Here is a 22,225-nt window from a genome sequence, read left to right as displayed (position 1 = left end):
CGCCATGACCGTGCAAACGCGGGCGGCTGAAGTCATCATCATCGGCGGCGGGCTGCACGGCAGCTCGGCCGCGCTGCATCTGGCGCGCGCCGGCGTGCGCGCGCTGGTCATCGAAAAGAACTACGTGGGGCGGCACGCCTCGGGTGTCAACGCGGGCGGCGTGCGCACGCTGTCGCGCCATCTGGCCGAGGTGCCGCTGGCGCTGGCCTCGCGCGAGCTCTGGTATCGCATCGGCGAGCTGGTGGACGACGACTGCGGCTTCGAGCAGCACGGGCAGGTGCGTGTGGCCGAGAACGAGGCGGATGCCGAGACGCTGCGCGCGCGGCTCAAAACCATGACGGACCACGGCTACACCCACGAACAGTGGATAACGCGCGAGGACCTGCTGGACCTGATTCCTGCGATTGCGCCGACGGTGCAAGGCGGCCTGATCGCGCGCGAGGACGCGGCGGCCGATCCCTACCGCACCACCCTTGCCTTTCGCATGAAGGCCGCTAGTCTTGGCGCGCAGTTTCTCGAAGGCGTGCGCGTGCACAGCGTGGCGCGGCACGACGGCCAATGGCGTGTGGAGACGGACGCCGGCGTGTACACCGCGCCGCAGGTGCTGAACTGTGCGGGCGCGTGGGCCGACCGGATCGCCGCGCAATGGGGCGAGCCGGTGCCGCTGTTGCCTATCAGTCCCATGATGCTCGTCACGCTGCGCATGGACCACTTCCTGGATCCCGTGGTGCTGGGCACCGGCCGCGCGCTGTCGTTCAAGCAGCGCACCAACGGCACGGTGCTGATCGGGGGCGGACGGCGCGCGTGGGTGGACCGCGACGCCGAATGGACCGAGCTGGATTTCCGCTCGCTGGCCGAAGGCGCGCGCACGGTGGTCGACCTGTTTCCGCACATGCGCGATGCGATCGTGAACCGGGGCTGGGCGGGAATCGAAGCGGCCATGCCCGACGAGATTCCCGTGATCGGGCGCAGCAGCCGGCACGAGACGGCCTTTCATGCGTTCGGGTTTTCAGCGCACGGCTTTGAGCTCGGGCCCATCGTCGGCCGCATCATGGCTGACCTGATCACGACCGGCGCGACGGACCTGCCGATCGCCCCATTCCGGATCGAACGTTTCTCGGATGCCGGCCTGGCATCCGGTTCATCCACCAAGGAGCAACACCAATGAACGATATCGTGCGCAAGGAAACGAACGAGCGCCTGTCCCGCATCGTGATTCACGGCGACACCGTGTATGTGGCGGGCGTGACCTCGAATGCGGAAGGCGGCATCGCCGCGCAGACCCGCGACGTGCTGGCCAAGATCGACGGCTATCTGAAGCAGGCGGGCTCGGACAAGTCGCGCCTGTTGACGGTGCAGATCTGGCTCAAGGACATCGAGCGCGACTTTGCCGGCATGAATGCGGTGTGGGCGGAATGGGCGCTGCCGAAGGCAATGCCCACCCGCGCCACGTGCGAGGCCAAGCTGGCCTCGCCTGATCTGCTGGTGGAGATCATCGTGACGGCCGCTGCGCGGCCGGCGTTTGTCAGCGGGCCGACGTCTGAAAGCTGACTTCGCCGGGGCGGCCCGGCAGGTTCAGCGTGGCGGTGGCCGGCGGCGTGGTCGCCACCACCTTGCCGGCGCGCAGCACCATCAGGCGCGTGGCGCGCAGGCGCAAGGCCTCCACGGCGTCGCGCGCCTGCAGCAGCACCAGGTCGGCGCGCTTGCCGACTTCCAGGCCCGTCTCGTCCAGGCCAAGAATCCTGGCAGGCGTGGTGGTGACCGCTTCGAAACAGGCGCGCATGGCGTCCTGTCCCGTCATCTGGCCGACGTGCAGGCCCATGTGCGCAACTTCCAGCATGTCGCCGGAACCCAGGCTGTACCACGGGTCCATCACGCAGTCGTGGCCGAAGGCGACCGGCACGCCCGCCGCCATCAGTTCCGGCACGCGCGTCATGCCGCGGCGCTTGGGGTACGTGTCGTGGCGGCCCTGCAGCGTGATGTTGATCAGCGGATTCGCAATCGCGGAGACGCCTGCCTCGCGAATCAGCGGGATCAGCTTGGACACGTAGTAGTTGTCCATCGAGTGCATGGACGTCAGGTGCGAACCCGTCACGCGGCCGTGCAGGCCCAGGCGCTGCGTGTGGTATGCCAGCGTCTCGATGTGGCGTGACAGCGGATCATCGCTTTCGTCGCAGTGCATGTCCACGCGCAAGCCGCGTTCGGCCGCCAGTTCACACAGGATGCGCACGGATTCGGCGCCGTCCTGCATGGTGCGTTCAAAGTGCGGAATGCCGCCCACCACGTCCACGCCCATATCCAGCGCGCGCTTCAGGTTGTCCAGTGCGCCGGGCGCGCGCAGCACGCCGTCCTGCGGGAAGGCAACGAGCTGCAGGTCCAGGTAGGGTTTGACCTTCTCGCGCACGTGCAGCAGCGCTTCGGTCGCCAGCAGGCGCGGATCACAGACATCCACGTGCGAGCGGATCGCCAGCAGCCCGCGCGCCACGGCCCAGTCGCAATAGGCCAGTGCGCGTTCCACCAGCGCTTCCTGCGTCAGGAGCGGTTTCAGTTCGCCCCACAGCGCGATGCCTTCAAGCAGCGTGCCCGACTGGTTCACGCGCGGCAGGCCGAAGGACAGCGTGGAATCCATGTGGAAGTGCGCGTCGACAAAGGGCGAGGTCACCAGCTGGCCGGCGGCGTCCACGGTCTGCGCGGCCTCGGCCTTCAACGCCGGTTCCAGCGCGGCGATGCGGCCGTCGGCCACGCCGATGTCGATGTTCGTGCGGCCGTCGGGCAGCGTGCAGTTCTTGATGATCAGATCGAGCATGCGAATTCCTTGCGAAAACATTCAGTTGCTGCATTCCTGTCGCGCAGCGCCGCGGGGGCGATCACCGTTCGCCCTTGCGGTAGGGCTTCATCAAGGCCTGCGGGTAGGCGGCGCGGCGCGCCATGAACACCAGGGCCAGGATGGACAGGATATAGGGCAGCATCAGGTACACCTGATACGGCAGTTCGGGCAGGCCCGGCAGCGCCGCGCCGCCCTGCTGCAGGCGCAACTGCAGCGCATCGAAGAAGGCGAAGATCAGCGCGCCCAGCAGCGCCTTGCCCGGCCGCCACGACGCAAACACCACCAGCGCCACGCAGACCCAGCCGCGGCCGTTGACCATGTTGAAGAAGAACGCATTGAACGCGGCCAGCGTCAGGAAGCTGCCGGCCACGCCCATCAGCGCCGATCCGGCCACGATAGCGCCGATACGCAGGCGCGTCACGGACAGACCCTGGCCTTCGGCGGCGGCGGGGTTCTCGCCCACCATGCGCACGGCCAGTCCCACGGGCGTGCGGTTCAGCACCCACGCAAGAATCGGCACCGCGGCCAGCGCGATCAGCGTCATCGGGGTCTGCCCGGCCAGCACGGGGCCGATCAGCGGAATGCCATCCAGGAACTTCATTTCGGCAAACGGCGTGATGGTCGGCGGCGTGGACACGCTGGGGAACGTGACCCGGTACGCGAAATAACTGACGCTGGTGGCCAGCAGCGTCACGCCGAGGCCCGACACGTGCTGCGACAGGCCCAGCGGCACCGTCAGCACGGCGTGCAGCAGGCCGAACACGGCGCCGGCCAGCGCGGCCGCCAGCACGCCCACGTACAGCGGCGCGCCCAGGTAGACGACCAGCCAGCCCGTGAAGGCGCCGGCCACCATGATGCCTTCGATGCCCAGGTTCAGCACCCCGGCGCGCTCGCACAGCAGCACGCCCAGCGTGCCCAGTATCAGCGGCGTGGCCAGGCGCAGCACGGCCACCCAGAAGGCCGAGGAACTCATCAGATCCATCCATTCCATGGCGTGCTCCTCAAGCCTTGTTGCGGCGCAGGCGGTACTGCGCGAATAGCGTCGCGACCAGCATGGCGAGCAACGAGGTGGCGACGATGACGTCGGCGATGTAGTTGGGCACGGCAATGGCGCGGCTCATGCTGTCGGCGCCCACCAGCATGCCGGCCACGAAGATGCTGGCCAGGATCACGCCCAGCGGATGCAGGCCGGCCAGCATGGCGACGACGACACCCGTGTAGCCGTAGCCCGGCGACATATCCAGCGTGACGTAGCTGGTGCGGCCCGCCACTTCAATGGCGCCGGCCAGACCCGCCAGCGCGCCGGACAGCATGGCGGTGCCGAGCATCACGAGGTTCACCGGCAGGCCCAGAAAGCGCGAGGCGTGGGCGTTGGCGCCCACCGCGCGCATCTGGAAACCGAAGACGGTGTAGCGGTTCAGCAGCCACAAGCCCAGCGCCAGGCCCGCGGCCCACAAGAGGCCCGTGTGGGCGCGCGTGCGTTCGATGAGCTTGCCCAGTTCCAGGTCGCCGTTCAGCGCCACCGACTGCGGCCAGCCCATCGCCATCGGGTCCTTCATCGGGCCGTCCAGCATCATCGACACGAACAGCAGCACGATGAAGTTGCCGAGCAGCGTGGTCACGACCTCGTCGACACCAAGGCGGGTTTTCATGATGGCCGGAATCAGCAGCAGCAAGGCGCCGGCCAGCGCGGCCGCCAGCATCATGCCGCCGAACAGCACCGGCACCGGCAGGTCAAAGCCCGTGCCGTCATGCAGGCCGCCGACGGCCACCGCCGCCAGCGCGCCCAGATAGAGCTGCCCTTCGGCGCCGATGTTGTAGAAGCGCGCGCGGAACGCCACGGCACAGGCCAGGCCGGTCAGCATCAGCGGCGTGGCGCGCGTCAGGGTTTCGGACAGCGCGAAGCGTGTGCCGAATGCGCCTTCGAACAGCAGCGCGTAGGTGCGGCCGACGGGGGCGCCGGCCCAGGCCACCAGCAGCGTGCAGACCGCCAGCGTGAAGAGGATGGCCGCAATCGGCGCAAGCGCCAGCGCAAGGCGGCTGGGCTCGGGGCGGCGTTCCAGGATCAGTTTCATGTGATGCTCAATAGTGAAGAAAGCCAGGCGTGACGGTGCTGACCGTCATGCCCGGGTTCCCGTCATGGCCAGGCCGACGGTGGCGGGCGTCCACTCGGCCACCGGCTTGATCGCGACCAGCTTGCCGCCGCACAGCACGGCGATGCGGTCGGCCAGCGCGAAGATCTCTTCCAGGTCTTCGGACACCAGCAGCACGCCGGCGCCGCGCGCGCGGGCGGCCAGCAGCTGCTCGCGCACGTAGGCCACGGCGCCGATGTCCAGGCCCCACGTCGGCTGGTCGGCCACGATGAAGCGCGGCTCGCGCGCCAACGTGCGGCCCAGGATCAGCTTCTGCATGTTGCCGCCCGACAGGCTGCGCGTGCGCACGTCCAGCGAGGCGGCGCGCACGTCGAACTGCTTGGCCAGCGAGGCCGCGTAGGCCTTGCCCGCGCGGGCGCGGATCAGGCCGTGGCGCGCAAAGCGCTTGTCCTTCAGATCTTCGACGATGGCGTTTTCCCACAAGGGGCTGTCGCCGATCATGCCTTCGCCGTGGCGGTCTTCCGGAATGCGGCCCACGCGCGCGGCCGTCCAGCCGGCGGGCGTGGTGGGCGCGGCGGCGTGTTCCGGACCCAGCCGGATCGTGCCGTCCGAGGGCTGGCGCAGGCCGGTCAGCACCGACACCAGCGCCTGCTGGCCGTTGCCGGCCACGCCGGCGATGGCCACGATTTCATGCGTGTGGACCACGAGGTCCAGGCTGTCCAGGCGCGGCGCGCCGTCGCGGCTGTCGCGCACGGTGACCTGGGACAAGGTGACCACGGGCGCAGCCTGCTCGGCGGCAGTCGCGGCCTCGGCGCGCGGCATGACCACCTTGCGGCCCACCATCAGTTCGGCCAGCTCCGCGGGGTTGGTGCCCGCGGTGTCGCGTTCCGCCACCAGCTTGCCCTGCCGCAGCACCGCCACGCGGCGGGACACGGCCATCACTTCGTCCAACTTGTGCGAAATGAAGATGACCGCCAGGCCTTCGTCGACGAAGCCGCGCAGGGTGGCGAACAGATCCTGCACTTCCTGCGGCGTGAGGACCGCGGTCGGTTCGTCCAGAATCAGCACGCGGGCGCCGCGGTACAGCGCCTTCAGGATCTCGACGCGCTGCTTTTCACCGACAGACAGCGTGCCGACGCGCGCGTCCGGGTCCACGCCCAGGCCGAAGCGCTGGCCGAGTTCGACAAGGCGCTTGCGGGCCTGGCCGCGGCCCGAGGCCAGCTTCCAGAGCGATTCGGTGCCCACCATGATGTTGTCCAGCACGGTGAGGTTGTCGGCCAGCGTGAAGTGCTGATGCACCATGCCGACGCCCGCCGCCAGCGCGGCATCGGGCCGGCCGGCGGGCAAGGGTTTGCCGAAGACTTCGATACTGCCGGCGTCGGCCACATAGTGGCCGAACAGGATCGACACCAGGGTCGATTTGCCGGCGCCGTTCTCGCCCAGCAAGGCCAACACTTCGCCCTGGCGGAGCGTCAGCGAGACATCGTCGTTGGCCGTGAGGCTGCCGAAGCGTTTGGTGATCCCCGTCAGTTGCAGGGCGAGAGGCGCTTGGTTCATCGTGCCGAGGACTTGGGTTCTTTGTCGTTGACCTTCACGGTGAAGCTGCCGTCCAGGATGGCTTTTTCCTTGGCCTGGACCTTGGCGATCAGGTCGGCGGGGATCTTCTGCTCGAAGGTGCCCAGCGGCGCGAGCGACGAGCCCTTGTGCTTCATCAGCGAATACTGGCCGAAGTCATCGGCCTTGAAAGCGCCGGCCTTCACCTGCTTGAGGGCTTCTTCGATGGTCGGGATCATGCTCCACAGCGCCGAGGCCACCACCGTCTCGGGGTACTGCGGCTGCGTGTCGATCACGTTGCCGATGGCCAGCTTGCCGCGTTCCTTGGCGGCGTCCGACACGCCAAAGCGCTCGGCGTACAGCACGTCCGCGCCCTTGTCGATCATCGCGAAGGCGGCTTCCTTGGCCTTCGGGGGATCGAACCACGAGCCGATGAAGGTCACGGTGAACTCGGCCTTCGGGTTCACTTCCTTGACGCCTTCCATGAACGCGTTCATCAGGCGGTTCACTTCGGGGATGGGGTAGCCGCCCACCAGGCCGATCTTGCCGGTCTTGCTCATGCCGCCGGCGATCATGCCGGTCAGGTAGGCCGGTTCCTGGATGTAGTTGTCGAACACCGAGAAGTTGGGCTGCTGCGGCTTGCCCGACGAACCCATCAGGAAGGCGGTCTGCGGATAGTCCTTGGCGACCTTGCGGGCCGCGGCTTCAACCGCGAAGGCTTCGCCCACGATCAGCTTGTTGCCCTGCTCGGCGTACTGGCGCAGCACGCGCTCGTAGTCGGCGTTGGTGACGTTTTCCGAGAACGTGTATTCGATGTCGCCGCGGTCGCGCGCGGCGGACAGCGCGATGTGGATGCGCGACACCCATTGCTGTTCGACCGGCACCGTGTAGACGGCGGCGACCTTGATCTTGGCGGGCGCCTGCGCCAGGGCCGCGCCCGAGAACAGCAGTGCGCCGGCAGCCGCTGCGGCCAGCTTGAGCAGGCCGCGGCGGGCGATGCCGCCGGCGGACGAAAGGGAAAGGGATTTCATGCAGGTGACTCCTACGCGGGGAAGGACAGGAAATGGAGGGATGGGGGGATGCCGCCCGCCGCACGGAGGCCGCTGCCGCCGGCAGTCGTGCCGGGCAGATCGTGCGTGAACGGGGGCGTGGGATCGGTCATCGGATGGGAGCGCCAGGCGGCGCACCCGGCCAAATGGTCGAGTTCTCAGCCTGTCCTGGCGAAGCAATATGTATGCCACGGGGCGTTCCCGCGACAAGGCGGGGAAACCTGATGGCCGGGCAGGATTATAGGCACCCTCGCGGGGAAGCGTGGCACCAGTTTGGTGCGTGGTGTCCCGATGGATGGACACCGGCGGGTCGTGCAACGCACTGCAATGGAACGCAGTGTTGCCGCGCGGACGGCAGGGTCTATGCCCCAAGCGCGAGGCCGCGCGCCTAAAATTGCGCGCATGAGCCGCGCCCGCGCCGCGCGCGGCAAGCTGGAAACCCCAATGCAAGATATTCAATTGCTGCTCGAACAGTACGGCGGGTGGCTCGTGTTCGCCAACGTCCTCATCGAGCAAGCCGGTCTGCCGGTGCCCGCCTACCCCATGATGATCGCCGCCGGCGCGCTGGCCGGCGCTGCCGGCTGGCTCGTGCCGCTGCTGGCCGCCACGGCCGCGTGTCTCATCGCCGACAGCCTGTGGTACTGGGCGGGAAGGCGCTACGGGTCGCGTCTGCTGGGCGTGGTCTGCAAGCTGTCGTTGTCGCAGGACTCGTGCATCCGCCAGACGCAGCGGCTGTACCTGCGCATCGGCGTGCGCGCGCTGCTGGTGTGCAAGTTCCTGCCGGGCGCGGGCGCGCTGTCCACCGTCATGGCCGGGCTGACCAACACGCCTTACCGCCGCTTCTTCCTCTATGACCTGGCTGGCGCGCTGATCTGGGTGGGCTCGGCGCTGCTGCTCGGCGGCCTCTTCCACAGCGTCATCAACGACGTGCTGGACATCCTGGGCACCTACGGCCCGATGGGGCTGGCGGTGCTGGCGGCCGTGCTGGCGCTCTATATCGTGGCGCGCTTTCTGCGGCGCAAGATCCTGCTGCGCAGCCTGCGCGTCATTCCGCGGCTGTCGGTCGATGAATTGATGCAATGGCGCCAGGACGGCCGCGAGGCGCTGGTCTTCGACGTGCGGCCCGAGGCGCAGCGCGATGCCGCGCGCATTCCGGGCGCCGTGGCCGTGGACCTGAAGCAGCCGTTGCCCGCGCTGGATCCCGGCGCGATCGATTCCGACATCGTGGTCTATTGCGCGTGCCCGAATGAGGTGTCGGCCGCCCTGCTCGCCTCGCGGCTGCGCGCGGCCGGCTACCGCAAGATCTGGGCATTGCGCGGCGGCTACGAGGCCTGGGCGGAACGCGAACAGCAGGCGTGAGGCGTCCAGGACAGCAAGCCTGAAGCGTCGTGGGCAGGTCCGACGCGTCGAGCCGCAGCCTGAAGCGTCCAGCGCATGATCCATCGGCCGCCGCGCGTGCGCGGCGGCGTGGCCCGGGCGCATAATGCCCGCATTGGCCCGCGCCTGACGCGGGCAGCCAACAGGAGACAGGCATGCGGTTGTTGTTCTTGGGCGCCGGCGGCACCGGCGGATACTTTGGCGGACGCGCGGCGCAAGCCGGCGCGGACGTGACGTTCCTGGTGCGCGAGCCGCGCGCCGCGCGCATCCGCGAACACGGTTTGCGCATCCAGAGCCCGCTGGGCGATGCCACGCTGCACCCCAAACTGGTTACGCAGCAGACGCTGCAGGAAAGCTATGACGTCGTCGTGCTGTCCTGCAAGGCCTACGACCTGGACAGCGCCATCGAGGCTATCCGCCCCGCCGTGGGACCGGACACTGCGGTGCTGCCTATCATGAACGGCGTGCTCCAGTACGACGTGCTGGACCGCGAATTCGAACCGCATCGCGTGCTGGGCGGCCTGTGCCAGATCAACGCCACGCTCGGCCCCGAAGGCGAAGTCGTCCACCTGGGCAAGCACGCCAACCTGGTGTTCGGCGAACGCGCCGGTCCCGCCCGCAGCGAGCGCTGCGTGGCGCTGGAGCAGGCGCTGGCGGGCGGCGAATACGTCAGCCGCCTCAGCGAAAACATCTATCAGGACATCTGGGAAAAGTACGTCATGCTGACGACGCTGGCCGCAGCCACCTGCCTGATGCGCGGCTCGGTCGGCGAGATCGCGTCCACCGACGACGGCGTCGACATCCTGCTCGGTCTGCTGCAGGAATCGCAGGCGGTGGCCGCAGCCTCCGGTCACACCGTGCGGCCCGAGGCGGACGCCACCGTGCGCAAGCTGCTGTCGGACCGCACCCAGCCCATGACGGCCTCCATGTTCCGCGACCTGCGCCAGGGCCTGCCCGTCGAGGCCGACCACATCGTCGGCGACATGGTCCGCCGCGCCCGCACGCTGGGCGTGGATGCCACGTATCTGCGGGTCGCGTATTCGCATCTGCAGGTCTATCAGGCGCAACGCGCCGCCCGCTGATCGCGGGGGCGGCCCCTGTTCAAGCGGGGTCGCCGGGCGCACACTGATCGGGCGTGCCGCTGCTGCGTGCACGCCCGGTCAAACCCCAGCCGCCCGCCGCCATCCAGCGCATTGGTGCATGGATTGCAAAGAACTCTTCCTGTTTGACGGGTTTTTCGTTCGGATTTGACCGAATAGTATGGCTTTGCCTTGAGCCGGAGCCTGTTCCGCCGCAATCGTGCGGCGCCTGTTCCCGGCCCATTCCTTCCAGGAGCAAGACCATGAAAATCGCATTGATCGGCATTACCGGGCGCGTGGGTTCGCGCGTGGCAGACGAATTGCTCAAGCGCGGCCATCAAGTGACGGGCATCGCCCGCACCCAAGGCGAAGTGAACGAGCAGCCGGGCCTGACCGTCCGCCAGGGCGACGCCACCGATCCCGAAGGCCTGACCCCCATCCTGGCCGGCCACGACGCCGTCATCAGCGCCACGCGCTTCGTGTCCGCCGACGCCAAGCCGCTGCTGGCCGCCGTCAAGAACGCCGGCGTGCCGCGTCTGCTGGTGGTGGGCGGCGCCGGCAGCCTGCTGGTCGCTCCCGGCAAGATGCTGATCGACACCCCAGAATTCCCCGATGCCTACAAGCCCGAGGCCCGAGCAGGCGTCGTATTCCTGGACACGCTGCGCCAGGAAAAGGTGCTGAACTGGACGTTCCTGTCGCCTTCGGCCATGTTCGAACCCGGCGAGCGCACTGGCACGTTCCGCGTGGGCGACGACCATCTGCTGGCCGACGACGACGGCAAGAGCTGGATTTCGATGGAAGACTACGCGATCGCCCTGGCCGACGAGATCGAGACGCCCCAGCATTCGCGCCGCCGTTATACCGTCGGATACTGATCCTCGGACGCGTTTGTTTGTAAACTGGCAGGCCGCCGATCGGCGTCATCTGAGTAGTCCTGTATGCGTAAGAAGTGGAAATCCTTGGCCGCCTGCCTGCTGGTCGCCGCCAGTTGCGTGGCAACTGCGCCGGCGCTTGCCGCCGCGCCGCAATCGAACAAGGAAATCGCCGTTGCGTTCTTCCGCATGATGTTCCAGGACCGCGACGTCGACGAGGCGGTCCGCCTGTATGTCGGCCCGAACTACACGCAGCACAATCCGTACATGCAGGACGGCGTCGGGCCGATGGTCGACTTTTTCCCGCGCTATTTTGAGCAGCATCCGCAGGCCATCGTCGAGATCAAGCGCGTCATCGCCGAGGGCGATCTCGTCATGATCCACAACCTGTGGCGCGATTCGCCGGAAGACCGCGGCCAGGCCGTGGTTGACATCTTCCGCGTCCAGGACGGCAAGATCGTCGAACACTGGGACGTCAGCCAGGAAATCCCCGAGAATCCCGCCAACAAGAACGGCATGTTCTAGGTGTCCATGATCGAACCCGTTGACCTGCCCCGCGCCTATCTCCTTCTGAACCACGGCCCGACCGTGCTGGTCACCAGCGCGCACGGCGATGCCCGCAACGTGATGGCCGCGGCGTGGGCCATGCCGCTGGACTTCAGTCCGCCCAAGATGCTGGTCGTGGTCGACAAGAACACCTGGACGCGCGAACTCATCGAAGCGTCGGGCGAATTCGCGCTGTGCATTCCGTCGCGGGCGCAAGCGCGCGCCACGATGGTCGTGGGCTCGCAGTCCGGGCGCGACGACGACAAGTTTCAGGCGAGCGGCCTGACGACGTTTCCCGCCAGCAAGATCGGCGCACCGCTTATCGAGGGTTGCCTGGGCTGGCTGGAATGCAAGGTCATTTCCGAACCGCACAACCAGCAGGCCTACGATCTCTTCATCGGCGAGGTCGTGGCCGCGTGGGCGGCGCCGGACGTGTTTTCCGGCAACCGCTGGCACTTTCCGGACGACGAGCGCCGGTCGGTGCACTACCTGGCCGGCGGCTCCTTCTTCGCCACCGGCGAAGCCTTCAACGTCGCCGATCCGGAGTAAGGGCCATGCGCAGTGTGTACCTGGCGGGTTTCGATGTCTTTCTGCCCGATGCCGTGGCGCACGGCGAACGGCTCAAGACCCTGTGCGCCACCTACGGTTTCGAGGGCCTGTTCCCGCTGGACAACGCCGCGCCGCCGGAGCTCGCCGGGCAAGCGCTTGCAGAATGGATCTACCGCGCGAACGTCGCGCTGATCCGCCGTGCCGACATGGTGATGGCAAACCTGAATCCGTTTCGCGGCGCCGAGCCCGATTCGGGCACGGCTTTTGAAGTGGGCTACGCGATCGCCTGCGGCAAGCCCGTGTGGGGCTACACAAACCAGGCCGGCACGCTGATCGATCAGGTGGCGGTGGGGGCGGCGGCGGACGACGGCGCCTCGCGCATGGTCGACGCGCAAGGCCATACCGTCGAGGACTTCGGGCTGAATCTGAACCTGATGTTGGCGTGCAGCGCGCGCATTGTGACGGGCGGCCCGGCGGACTGCCTGGCCAGAATGGCGCGCGGCGCTTGAGTCCGGCGTCTGAGTCCGGCAGCTAGGCGCGCGCCGGCTTCGCCTTTTTGGCGGCGCTGGCTGTCTTGATGGCTTTGGCCGGCTTGTCTGCGCTGACCGTTCTGGCCGCCTTCGGGGCCGCTTTGACTGCCCTGCTTGTCTTGCCCGGCGCGGCGTTTCCAGACGCGCCCAGGTATCCCATGACCGCATCGACCACCGCGCCTTCCAACTGCTTGGGTGTGAAGCCCGCGGGCGGCTCGAGCGCGGCCGCGTGCACCAGCGACTCCATGATCCGCAACACCACGTAGGTCGCCAGATCCCGGTCTTGCTGCGCGACTTCTGCGCGGTGCAACTCCAGCAGATGCCGCATGCGGCGGTGGATGTCCTGGTCCGCGCGGCTGTGCTCGTGCGGCTGGTCGAACAGCGGAAACTCCCTTTCCAGTACGCGGTGCAGCGCGGGCTCCAGCAGATGCGCGTGCAGCATCGCCTGCACGATCGCGCCCACGCGCTCGCGCAGCGTGGCCGCCGGGTTGCCGTTCAGCACGTCGTCGATCACGTCCAGCATCTGGTTGTCGTGCCGGTCATGCAGCGCAGCGATCAGCGCGTTCTTGTTCGGAAAGTATTGATAGAGCGAGCCCACGCTCACGCCCGCCGTTTCCGCGATCAGATTCGTATTGGTGCCGGCATACCCGTGTGAGGCCAGAACTTGAGCCGTGGCCTGGAGAATGGTGTCGACGGTTTGCTGCGATCTGAGTTGGCGCGGTGATTTCCGGGGCTGGGGGATGGCGGTCATGAGTAAGGCAAAGGGCGAGAATCAAACGTGAGCAATGGCTCATTGAATTGGCGGCACGCGATGACAGGCCGGCCGATCGTGGTCGGGCGCCGCGGCCGCCAGGCGGCCATGGACCTGCATCGCTTCGCGCGAATTATGCCATCCGCTCATGCCCGCGATCGGGGCGCGCGCACTCGTTCAAATGCTCGTTCAACAACTCACCCTGTCGACGCCGCCCGCGGCCAGCGCAGCCGCGGGTGCGTTCTACGAGTGCGTTCAGACCGTCGCCGCCATCTCCAGGACTTCGTCGTCGATCGCTTCGGCTTGGCCGTCCTTGAGCTTTTGCAGATGGTCGGCCAGTTCAGCGATCGTCAGCGCCACCAGCCCGTGCTCGGCGGCGTAGCGATCCAGCGCCGCGCCGCGCATCATCGTGCCGTCGGCATTCATCAGTTCGCACAGCACGCCCGCCGGGCGCATGCCGGCCAGCACGGCCAGGTCCACCGAACCTTCAGTGTGGCCGCGGCGCGTCAGCACGCCGCCCGGTTGCGCGCGCAGCGGGAACACGTGGCCGGGGCTGACGATGTCTTCGGGCTGCGCCGACGGCGAGATGGCGGCGCGGATCGTGGTGACGCGGTCGACGGCGGACACGCCGGTGCTCACGCCTTCGCGCGCCTCGATCGACACGGTGAAGGCCGTGGCAAAGCGGCTCTGGTTGCGCTGGACCATCGGCGGCAATTCCAGGCGATCCAGTGTGTCGCCGGGCAGGCACAGGCAGACGATGCCGCTGCCGTCTCGGATGAGCTGCGCCATGACGGGCACGGTCAGCTTGTCGGCCGCGACGATCAGGTCCGCTTCGTTCTCGCGGTCAAAGTCGTCCATGAGGATGACGGGACGGCCCAGGCGCAGATGATGCAACGCGCGCGACAGGCGCACGGCAAAGGGCTGCGAAGCCAGGCTGGGGATGGGGGACTGCTGGGTGAAGGCAACGTTGGACATTGAAACGCTCTCGCAAAAGGATGGGGCGAAAAACGTTTCAGGGCTAATCGACAGCCGAACGCAATACGGCCAGGCAAGGCGCAAACGCGCCCGGCGCAGCCGAGTATGTGCCGGCACATCTTCTCTCATCCGGACTATGACCGTCGGCCCTGGCATCTCACCAGATCTGCTGACCCCGGCCAAAGCTTGGCCGGGCGCTCGCGGGCTCGCCACATTGCATGGCATACCGCCGGTGGGGAATTGCACCCCGCCCTGAAGACGTACTGCATGTCGTGTTAACGACCGGTCGATTGTACGCCTGTCCGCAGCGCGGGGCTGAATATGCTTATTGCGGTTGGGGTCTTGGGAAATGGGGCGACGGGCCCCTTTTTCCGTCAGGCGGCCTTGGCGGCCTCGGATGTTTCAGTTTTCGCGGTCTTGGCGGCGTTGGCTTTCCTGGCCTTGCCGGCATCGGTCTTAGTGGCCTTGTCCGCATCGGCCTTCTTCGCCTTTTTCTTGGGCAGCGCCAGCATCGTGCCGCGGCAAGGCGGCGTGCCGCAGAGGCACTTGTAGCCTTCCTTCAGCGCCTTCGTGATGCGGCCGTCCAGGACCAGACCGTAGTCGTAAGACAGTTCCGTGCCGCGCGGAATGTCCTGCAGCGCCACGATGTAGACGCGCTTGCCGTGCTTGCCTTCCTGCGCCTCGCAGTTGGGCTGGCAGGAATGGTTGATCCAGCGCGCATCGTTGCCTTCGTCGCCACCGTCGATCACGCGGCCGGAGCTGAGCGCGAAGAAGAACGTGTGGAAGGGATCGTCCGGATTCGTGGGATGGCGGCGGTCGGCTTCCTTGGCGCTGATGCGCGCGCCGCCGTACTCGATGATGCGCGTGCCCGCAGGGATCTTGCGGGCGGCGAAGACGCCGTTGCCGTGCAGCTTGGAGCGGCGGACGGCATACCAGGGCTTGATCGGAGTGTCTTCGGTGGTCATTGAGGCTCGAGGGTGGCGGTGAGACGAAACAGAATTATATCGGCGGCTTTATTGCGCGATGACAGGCGTATAGTTGGCGCCGCCTTGTCCCTTGCTTGATATTCATCATGATCGTCCGTCCGCGGCCCTCCGCGCTGGCTTTGTTCTTTGTACTGCGCGGTTCCATCATTCCGCGCATCCTCAGCAGGATCATCGTCATCACGGTGCTCTCCTGCGTGGTGGTGTGGATGTACCACCGCCAGTTCTTCTCGCCCGCGCACCTGACCGCGGTGCCCTTCTCGCTCTTCGGTCTGGCCCTGTCCGTCTTCATGGGCTTTCGCAACAACGTCTGTTATGACCGCTGGTGGGAAGCCCGCAAGCAATGGGGCGACCTCGTCGTGCAGGCGCGCAGCCTGGCGCGCGAAAGCGCCGTGCTGCTGGCGGCCAGCACCGCCAATCCGGTGCAGGAACGGCTGGTGCGGCGCTGCATCGGTTTCGGCTACGGGCTGGCGGCGCGGCTGCGCGGACAGGACATGGTCGAGGCCGTGCGTCCGTGGGTGCAGCAGGACGAACTGGATTCGCTGGCCGGCTGCCGCAACGTGCCCGATGCGCTGCTCTTGTCCATCAACCGGGATCTCGCGGCCTGCCTGCGGCGCGGGGAACTGACCGACATCCTGTATCAGGGGCTGACCCAGCGCGTCGCGCAGTGCGCCGCGATCCAGGCGGCCTGCGAACGCATCAAGTTCACGCCCTGTCCGTTCGCCTACTCGCTGCTGCTGCATCGCACCGCATGGCTGTTCTGCCTGCTGCTGCCTTTCGGTCTGGTGGGCACGCTGGAGTTCCTGACGCCGCTTGCGGTGACCATCGTCGCCTACACATTCTTCGGCCTGGACGCGTTGGGCGACGAGCTGGAAGATCCCTTCGGCGCGGACGAAAACGACCTGCCGCTGTCGGCGCTGGCCCGTGTGATCGAGATCGATCTGCTCGAAGGGCTGGGCGTGCGGCCGCTGCCGGAGCCGGCGGTGCCCGTGGATTACGTGCTGCGCTGAGGACGTTGGAATGCCGGCCGTGGCGATGGGGCCGCCCATCGCGACTGGCGCCGCCCCTACGCGACTGGCGCTGCCCTACGCCGCCGGCCCAGGCCCCGGCCCCGTCAGCGGCAGCTTGGTTTCCTTCAACCGGCGCAGCACGAAGCAGGACTTGCTGTGCCGGATCCCGGGGATGCGGTAGAGCTGTTCGCGCAGCAGGCGCTCGTAGTCCCGCGTGTCGCGCACGGCGATGCGGATGTAATAGTCATAGTCGCCCGACACCAGAAACGCCTCCAGCACCTCCGGTATTTGAGCCAGCGCGCGCCCGAATTCGTACAGTGTCTCTTCGCTGTGGCTTTCCAGCGTCACGTGGACGATGACCGTGTCCATGAAGCCCAGGCTGGCCGGATCGATGTCCACCGTGTAACCGCGAATCACCCCGGCGCTTTCCATGCGCTTGATGCGGTTCCAGCACGGCGTGGACGACAAACCGACCGCCGCGCCGATGTCGTTCAGGCTGGCGCGCGCGTTGTCCTGCAGCACCTTCAAAATGGCCAAGTCGAACTTGTCGAGGTTCATTTTCTTCGATTCCTCCAAATCAAAGATGAATTTACTCCGTTCGCCTGTTATCCGTGGAAAAGAAGATAAAAATTCTTCGAATCTACCAATAAGATGGATAGCATGAACGATCGCCTGCACCCCACCGCCGCCGCCGCCCTGGCCGCCACCGAAATCGCCACCGAAGCCGCCCCTGAAAACGGGGCGAAAATTCTGCTCGACACGCTGATTGCGCACGGTGTCGATACGGTCTTCGGGTATCCGGGCGGGGCGGTCCTGCCCCTGTACGACGCCCTGTACGCCGAGCCGCGGCTGCGCCACGTGCTGGTGCGCCACGAGCAGGCCGCCGTGCACGCCGCCGAGGGCTACGCTCGCACCACCGGCCGCACGGGCGTGGTGTTCGTGACCTCCGGCCCCGGCATGGCGAACACGACGTCGGGCCTCTTGGACGCCATGTGCGATTCGATCCCGGTGCTGTGCATCAGCGGCCAGGTGGCCACGGCGGCCATCGGCACCGACGCCTTCCAGGAATGCGACGCCATCGGCATCTCGCGTTCCGTCACCAAGTGGAACACCCAGATCCGCGCCGTGGACGACGTGGCCAGCGTGACGGCCCGTGCATTTGAACTGACGCGCCAGGGCCGTCCCGGCCCGGTGCTGGTGGATTTTCCCAAGGACGTGCAGCTTGCCGTGCCGCGCGACAGCGATGGGCTTGACGCGCCGTCGCAGCACAAGCTGGCCGCGCTGCGCGCGCGCCGCCAGTCCGGCAAGCTGGCGGCCAAGCTGCCGCAGTCGGCCGTGCGCCGCGCCGCCGCGCTGATCGCGCAGGCCAAGCGGCCCATCTTTTACGGCGGCGGTGGCCTAGTGAATGCCGGCCCCGAGGCCTGCGAGGCATTCACCGACCTGGTGCGCCACACCGGCGCGCCCTGCACGCTGACGCTGATGGGCCTGGGCGCCTTCCCCGCGTCCGACCCGCAGTTCGTGGGCATGCTGGGCATGCACGGCACGGTCGAGGCCAACCTTGCCATGCACAACTCGGATCTCGTCGTCTGCATCGGCGCGCGCTTTGACGACCGCATCACGGGCAAGCTGTCGGAATTCTGCCCGCACGCCCGCAAGATCCATATCGATATCGACCCCGCCTCGATCAACAAGGTCGTGCGCGTGGACGTGGCGCTGGTCGGCGACTGCCTGCCGCTGGTGCGCGCGCTGCGCGCCGAGCTGGGCGACGCGCCGCTCGAGCCCGCGCGTCTGGCGCCCTGGTTCAAGCGCATCGACGCCTGGCGCGCGCAGGACTGCCTGGGTTTCACGCCCGCGCCCGACGCCATCCTGCCCCAGCACCTGATGTCGCGCCTGAACGCCGCGCTGGCCGACCGCGATGCCATCGTCTCCACAGACGTGGGCCAGCATCAGATGTGGGCGGCGCAATACCTGCGCTTTGACCGGCCGAACCGCTGGTTGACGTCCGGCGGCGCCGGCACCATGGGCTACGGCGTGCCCGCCGCCATCGGCGCGCAGGTCGCGCACCCGGACAAGACGGTGGTCTGCGTCAGCGGCGACGCGTCGGTGCTGATGAACATCCAGGAACTGTCCACGGCCATGCAGCACGAGACACCCGTCAAGGTCGTGCTGTGCAATAACGGCTACATGGGCATGGTGCGGCAGTGGCAGGAACTGATCCACGGCGGCCGCTACAGCCACAGCTACAACGCGTCACTGCCGGATTTCGTGGCGCTGGCCCGGGCGTTCGGCTGGGGCGCGGCACGGGTGGATGATCCTGCCAAGCTGGATGCGGCGCTGGCTGAGTGCCTGGCGCATGACGGTCCGTACTTCCTGGACGTGGCGGTCACGGCGCAGGAAAACTGCTTCCCGATGATGCCTGCGGGGCATGGCCACCAGAAGATGATGCTGGCCGAAGGCGTCTGGTATCAGGACGAGACGACCTGAGACGTTGCCGGAGCGGGTGTCAGACGCCTTGCAGCCGCCGACACCCGCGCCGTCTCAAAACTGAATCGACAACCCGCCGTCCACCACCAGCACGTGGCCGTTCACATACGACGCCGCAGGCGAAGCCAGGAACACGGCGGCCCCCGCAATTTCCTCCGGCTCTCCCCACCGACCCGTCGGATTGCGTGCCGCCACGCGCGGCCCGAACTGAGGGTCCGCGACCATCTCCGCATTGGTTTCCGTGGCAAACGTCCCCGGCGCGATGGCGTTGCTGGTGATGTAGTGCGGGCCGAACTCCGCCGCCAGCGCACGCACCATGCCGGTCAACCCTTGCTTGGCCGCGGGATACACCGCGTCGCCCGCGCGCGCCAGCTCGCCTACCACTGACGTAATCGCGATCAGCCGCCCGCCGCCCTGGCGCATCATGCGCTCGGCCGCGAACTTGGCCAGCAGCATGCCGGCCACCAGATCGGTGTCGATCAGCTCGCGGATTTCGGCTGGGCTGGTGTCGCGCAGCGTCTTGCGATTGCGCGCGCCCACGTTGTTCACCAGGACATCCAGGCGCTCGTGCTCGCGGTCGATGCGTTCAAAGGCCTCTGCCATCGCCGCGTCGTTGCTCACGTCAAACGGCAGCGGATGCGCGTCCAGCCCCGCGCCGGTCAGCTCACCCACCGCCTTGTTGACAGCTTCAACATTGCGGCCGTTGATCAGCACGCGCGCGCCACAGCCGGCCAGCGCCCGCGCAATACAAAAGCCCAGCCCGCGGGCCGAGCCGGTCACCAGCGCCACCTGTCCCGTCAGGTCGAAATTGCGCAGATACGGAAGTGTCTTCATCAATCGGGCCTCGCTCATTCCCGGAATTCCGGCGCCCAGTGCAAGAGCCGCCGTTCAATCCACGTCACACAATAAACCAGCGCAATGCCGACGATGGACAGCAGCGTCACCGCCGCGAACATGTCGGTGGCGTTCAGCGTCGCCAGCGCGGTAATCATCAGATAGCCCATGCCCGTGGTCGAGCCCACGAATTCCGCCAGCACCACGCCGATCAGCGCGAAGCTGATGGCATTGGGCAGCGCGGCAAACGTCCAGGCCGCCGCCGTCGGAATGCGCACGCGCCACAGGATCTGGCGCGGCGAACCGCCCAGCGTGCGGCAGAAATCGACAAGCTCACGTTCTACGCTGCGCCCGCCCTTGTAGGTGTTGAAGAACACCAGAAAGAACACGACGAACCACGACGTGACCACCTTGGATGCCAGGCCCAGCCCGAAGAACATGGTGATGAGCGGCACGAACGCAATCCGCGGCATGGAGTTGAACGCCACGATGAACGGGTTGAACACGTCGGCCAGAAAGCGGCTGCGGCTGAGCGTCATGCCCACCACGAAGCCGCTGCCCACGCCCACCACCAATCCGACAAGCGTGGCCTGCAGCGTCAGCCACAGATGCGGCCAGACCGAGCGCGGCCCGGGCTGCAGCCATTCCCACAGGCGCACGGCAACGCGCGAGGGCTGGCTGATGAAAAACGGATCGAACAGCGTGTTCTGCGCAAACCACGGAATGCGCGTCAGCGTTTCCCACGAGCCCAGGATGACGGCAAGGATCAGGACCTGCCACAAGGTGATGCGCACACGGCGCGCGACGGCGGCGCGGCGGTCCAGGCGTAGCTGGTCCTGCAGGGTGTCAGCGGTATCAATCGAGGTCATGACGCGTATCGGTTCAGGCGGCGGCGCGGAACTGCTGGCCCAGCACGCTCCAGAGGCTTTGCACATGGGAGACGAACTGCGGCGTTTCGCGCAGCGTGAAGACGTCGCGCGGATGCGGGATCTGAATGCGCTCGTCCAGCAGCACGCGGCTGGGCGGGCCAGACAGCACCACCACGCGATCGGACAGCAGGATGGCTTCGTCCAGATCGTGGGTGACCATCACGATGGTCTGGCCCAGCTTGCGCCAGATCTCCATCAGCTCGCGATGCAGGTGCGTTTTGGTATGCGTGTCCAGCGCGCCGAAGGGCTCGTCCAGCAGCAGGATGCGCGGCTCGACGGCCAGGCTCATCAAGAGCGCCACGCGCCGCCGCATGCCGCCCGACAACTGATGCGGAAAGGCGTCGGCAAAGGCGCTCAGGTGGCCGAGTTCCAGCAGCTCGGCGACACGCTTGGCGATGCGGTCGGCCGGCACGCCCTGAAACTTCAACCCCAGCGCCACGTTCTTCCTGACGCTGAACCACGGCAGCAGCGTGTCTTTCTGGAAGATGTAGCCCAGTGCCGGCGGCACCTGCCCGTCCACCACGCGCCCGTCCACCGTGATGGTGCCGGTGGTGGGGCGCAGAAAGCCCGCCATCATGTTCAGCAGCGTGCTCTTGCCGCAGCCGGACGGCCCGACGATGGACACGAATTCGCCTTCGTTGATGGTCAGACTGACCTCCCCGACGGCGTGCGTCGTGCCCTGGCGCGACTGGTACGCCTTGCCTACCTTGTCCAGCGTAATCATCAAAGGCCCCGGGCTTTCCGCACGAAGCTCATGTTCACGCACTTGGCGTAGGGCACGGTCTTGATTTCTTCATTCGAGAACTGGCGGCCGTCGCCCATGATGGCCGTCATGCGGTTGTACGCGTCCTCGGTGATGATGTTGTCCTTCAGGAACACCGTCTCCTTGTAGACACCCAGCGTCTTCTCGATGGCGGGGCGCGGGAAGGCGCTCAGGTAATCGTCGTAGATCACGTCCGTAATCGCGGCCGCGCTGTTCGCCGTGATGAAGTCCTGCGCCTTGACCATGGCGGTCACAAAGGCCTGCACGACCTCGGGACGTTTCTGGATGGTGTCCTGCAGCGTCAACGCCGCGATGCCGGGCACGTCGCCGCCCATGAACTCGTTCCACGACGCTTCCGTGGTGGCGTCGAAAATAGGCACGCCCCAACCTTCCTGGCGCGCCTGTTCCATCATCGACATGGTGGCCATGCTGGCGGCGACCGATCCGGTCTTGAGCGCGCCCAGCATGGTCGCCAGATCGCCCAGCGGGCGGATGTCGACCTTGTCGGCCACGCCGGCCTTCTGCATCAGGTACAGCGCCATCAGCCACGTGCTGGACTGCGGCTGCGTCGCGCCGACGCGCTTGCCCGCCAGGTCCTTTAGCGACTTGATCTTGCCGCTTTCAAAGTCTTCGCGGCGCACGATCACGTTGGCGTAGGTCAGCTTGCGGTCAAACCCGAACACCAGCGCGGCGGGCTTGCCCGCGATGGTCAGCGCGGGCGCGGCGGTGGCCGCCGTGGCGCCGAACACGATCTGGCCGGCGGCCAGCAACTGGTTGGTGCGCGGACCGCTTTGCGAATTCAGGTACTCGACCTCCAGGCCGCCTTCTCTGAAGAAGCCCTTCTTCAGCGCCACATAACCGGCCGCGAAAAAAGGGTCGATGCTGCCCTGGCCGTACACGACCTTGCCCAGCTTGGGCTGCGCGAAAACGACGCGCCCATTGAGCAGGCTGATGCCGGCAAAGGCGGACGCAGCAGCCAGCACACGGCGGCGGGTGGTGAAGTCGGAGCTACGGGTCATG

23 protein-coding genes and 1 riboswitch are annotated in these 22,225 nt (G+C 67.1%); of the genes, 10 read left to right on the top strand and 13 right to left on the bottom strand.

Translation table 11 applies throughout. The features are described from left to right. The first annotated feature begins 4 nt into the window (after positions 1-4). Both KW836_RS03270 and KW836_RS03265 read left to right on the top strand, forming a co-directional pair. Positions 5-1,168, top strand: coding sequence for an FAD-binding oxidoreductase (locus tag KW836_RS03270; protein WP_218342443.1), 1,164 nt, complete (start codon positions 5-7; stop codon positions 1,166-1,168). Continuing rightward, positions 1,165-1,551, top strand: a complete 387-nt coding sequence (locus KW836_RS03265; RefSeq protein WP_218342442.1) for a RidA family protein — start codon at positions 1,165-1,167, stop codon at positions 1,549-1,551. Before KW836_RS03270 ends, KW836_RS03265 begins: the two co-directional genes overlap by 4 nt. Here the strand turns inward: KW836_RS03265 and KW836_RS03260 are convergent. The 5 genes from KW836_RS03260 to KW836_RS03240 form a co-directional block, all read right to left on the bottom strand. After that, entirely contained in the window at positions 1,526-2,806 is a 1,281-nt protein-coding gene (locus KW836_RS03260; RefSeq protein ID WP_218342441.1) for an amidohydrolase family protein, read from the bottom strand. The genes KW836_RS03265 and KW836_RS03260 overlap by 26 nt on opposite strands. A gap of 61 nt (positions 2,807-2,867) precedes the next feature. Beyond that, on the bottom strand, positions 2,868-3,818 hold the full coding sequence (locus KW836_RS03255) for an ABC transporter permease (RefSeq protein WP_056565907.1): 951 nt from the start codon (positions 3,816-3,818) through the stop codon (positions 2,868-2,870). Positions 3,819-3,828: 10 nt separating this feature from the next. Beyond that, complete coding sequence (locus KW836_RS03250) at positions 3,829-4,902, bottom strand: ABC transporter permease (RefSeq protein WP_218342440.1); 1,074 nt, start codon at positions 4,900-4,902, stop codon at positions 3,829-3,831. Between the two features lie 45 nt (positions 4,903-4,947). Continuing rightward, positions 4,948-6,477 carry an ABC transporter ATP-binding protein gene (locus KW836_RS03245; RefSeq protein ID WP_175185493.1) on the bottom strand — a complete coding sequence of 510 codons (1,530 nt, stop codon included), beginning with the start codon at positions 6,475-6,477 and terminating at the stop codon, positions 4,948-4,950. Further along, positions 6,474-7,505 carry a BMP family protein gene (locus tag KW836_RS03240; protein ID WP_175185494.1) on the bottom strand — a complete coding sequence of 344 codons (1,032 nt, stop codon included), beginning with the start codon at positions 7,503-7,505 and terminating at the stop codon, positions 6,474-6,476. The genes KW836_RS03245 and KW836_RS03240 overlap by 4 nt, the downstream gene beginning before the upstream one ends. A 462-nt stretch (positions 7,506-7,967) precedes the next feature. Here KW836_RS03240 and KW836_RS03235 point away from each other — a divergent pair, with 462 nt between their 5' ends. From KW836_RS03235 to KW836_RS03210, 6 genes are all read left to right on the top strand, one after another. Beyond that, the gene (locus tag KW836_RS03235) at positions 7,968-8,882 is read left to right on the top strand and encodes a DedA family protein/thiosulfate sulfurtransferase GlpE (RefSeq protein WP_175136979.1); all 915 of its coding nucleotides are present in this window, start codon (positions 7,968-7,970) and stop codon (positions 8,880-8,882) included. A gap of 173 nt (positions 8,883-9,055) precedes the next feature. Continuing rightward, positions 9,056-9,982, top strand: coding sequence for a 2-dehydropantoate 2-reductase (gene panE, locus KW836_RS03230; protein ID WP_175185496.1), 927 nt, complete (start codon positions 9,056-9,058; stop codon positions 9,980-9,982). Between the two features lie 260 nt (positions 9,983-10,242). Next, positions 10,243-10,854: an NAD(P)-dependent oxidoreductase gene (locus KW836_RS03225; protein ID WP_175125835.1), complete on the top strand. Its 612-nt coding sequence runs from the start codon at positions 10,243-10,245 to the stop codon at positions 10,852-10,854. A 63-nt stretch (positions 10,855-10,917) separates the two neighbouring features. Beyond that, positions 10,918-11,376: a nuclear transport factor 2 family protein gene (locus KW836_RS03220; RefSeq protein ID WP_175125834.1), complete on the top strand. Its 459-nt coding sequence runs from the start codon at positions 10,918-10,920 to the stop codon at positions 11,374-11,376. Next, on the top strand, positions 11,377-11,946 hold the full coding sequence (locus tag KW836_RS03215) for a flavin reductase family protein (protein ID WP_175125833.1): 570 nt from the start codon (positions 11,377-11,379) through the stop codon (positions 11,944-11,946). Between the two features lie 5 nt (positions 11,947-11,951). Then, positions 11,952-12,455: a nucleoside 2-deoxyribosyltransferase gene (locus tag KW836_RS03210; RefSeq protein ID WP_175125832.1), complete on the top strand. Its 504-nt coding sequence runs from the start codon at positions 11,952-11,954 to the stop codon at positions 12,453-12,455. A 22-nt stretch (positions 12,456-12,477) separates the two neighbouring features. Here KW836_RS03210 and KW836_RS03205 read toward each other — a convergent pair whose 3' ends face one another. The 3 genes from KW836_RS03205 to KW836_RS03195 all read right to left on the bottom strand — a co-directional run bounded on the left by KW836_RS03205 (position 12,478) and on the right by KW836_RS03195 (position 15,167). Beyond that, complete coding sequence (locus KW836_RS03205) at positions 12,478-13,227, bottom strand: TetR/AcrR family transcriptional regulator (protein WP_218342439.1); 750 nt, start codon at positions 13,225-13,227, stop codon at positions 12,478-12,480. A gap of 255 nt (positions 13,228-13,482) precedes the next feature. After that, a complete protein-coding gene (gene ribB, locus KW836_RS03200; RefSeq protein ID WP_218342438.1) occupies positions 13,483-14,202 on the bottom strand; it encodes a 3,4-dihydroxy-2-butanone-4-phosphate synthase in 720 nt (239 codons plus the stop codon). Between the two features lie 113 nt (positions 14,203-14,315). After that, positions 14,316-14,466, bottom strand: a riboswitch (FMN riboswitch). Positions 14,467-14,576: 110 nt separating this feature from the next. Further along, positions 14,577-15,167 carry an SET domain-containing protein gene (locus KW836_RS03195; protein ID WP_218342437.1) on the bottom strand — a complete coding sequence of 197 codons (591 nt, stop codon included), beginning with the start codon at positions 15,165-15,167 and terminating at the stop codon, positions 14,577-14,579. A gap of 107 nt (positions 15,168-15,274) precedes the next feature. On the opposite strand from KW836_RS03195, the gene KW836_RS03190 reads away from it, so the two are divergent. Next, a complete protein-coding gene (locus KW836_RS03190; RefSeq protein ID WP_175136983.1) occupies positions 15,275-16,195 on the top strand; it encodes a bestrophin family protein in 921 nt (306 codons plus the stop codon). Positions 16,196-16,270: 75 nt separating this feature from the next. Here the strand turns inward: KW836_RS03190 and KW836_RS03185 are convergent, their stop codons facing one another. Beyond that, on the bottom strand, positions 16,271-16,753 hold the full coding sequence (locus KW836_RS03185; RefSeq protein WP_218342436.1) for an Lrp/AsnC family transcriptional regulator: 483 nt from the start codon (positions 16,751-16,753) through the stop codon (positions 16,271-16,273). A 93-nt stretch (positions 16,754-16,846) separates the two neighbouring features. On the opposite strand from KW836_RS03185, the gene ilvB reads away from it, so the two are divergent. Continuing rightward, positions 16,847-18,679, top strand: coding sequence for a biosynthetic-type acetolactate synthase large subunit (ilvB, locus tag KW836_RS03180; protein ID WP_218342435.1), 1,833 nt, complete (start codon positions 16,847-16,849; stop codon positions 18,677-18,679). Positions 18,680-18,733: 54 nt separating this feature from the next. Here the strand turns inward: ilvB and KW836_RS03175 are convergent, their stop codons facing one another. The 4 genes from KW836_RS03175 to KW836_RS03160 are packed head-to-tail and all read right to left on the bottom strand — an operon-like array spanning position 18,734 to position 22,224. After that, positions 18,734-19,513: an SDR family oxidoreductase gene (locus KW836_RS03175; protein ID WP_218342434.1), complete on the bottom strand. Its 780-nt coding sequence runs from the start codon at positions 19,511-19,513 to the stop codon at positions 18,734-18,736. Between the two features lie 14 nt (positions 19,514-19,527). After that, positions 19,528-20,382, bottom strand: a complete 855-nt coding sequence (locus KW836_RS03170; protein WP_191578354.1) for an ABC transporter permease — start codon at positions 20,380-20,382, stop codon at positions 19,528-19,530. Between the two features lie 13 nt (positions 20,383-20,395). Beyond that, positions 20,396-21,166 carry an ABC transporter ATP-binding protein gene (locus tag KW836_RS03165; RefSeq protein ID WP_199778220.1) on the bottom strand — a complete coding sequence of 257 codons (771 nt, stop codon included), beginning with the start codon at positions 21,164-21,166 and terminating at the stop codon, positions 20,396-20,398. Next, the gene (locus KW836_RS03160; protein WP_218342433.1) at positions 21,166-22,224 is read right to left on the bottom strand and encodes an ABC transporter substrate-binding protein; all 1,059 of its coding nucleotides are present in this window, start codon (positions 22,222-22,224) and stop codon (positions 21,166-21,168) included. Before KW836_RS03160 ends, KW836_RS03165 begins: the two co-directional genes overlap by 1 nt. Between the last annotated feature and the right edge of the window lies 1 nt (position 22,225).

Source organism: Achromobacter sp. ACM05 (assembly GCF_019218915.1).
GTDB classification, from domain to species: Bacteria; Pseudomonadota; Gammaproteobacteria; order Burkholderiales; family Burkholderiaceae_B; genus Achromobacter; species Achromobacter animicus.
This window is presented reverse-complemented; position numbering and strand designations above follow the sequence as displayed.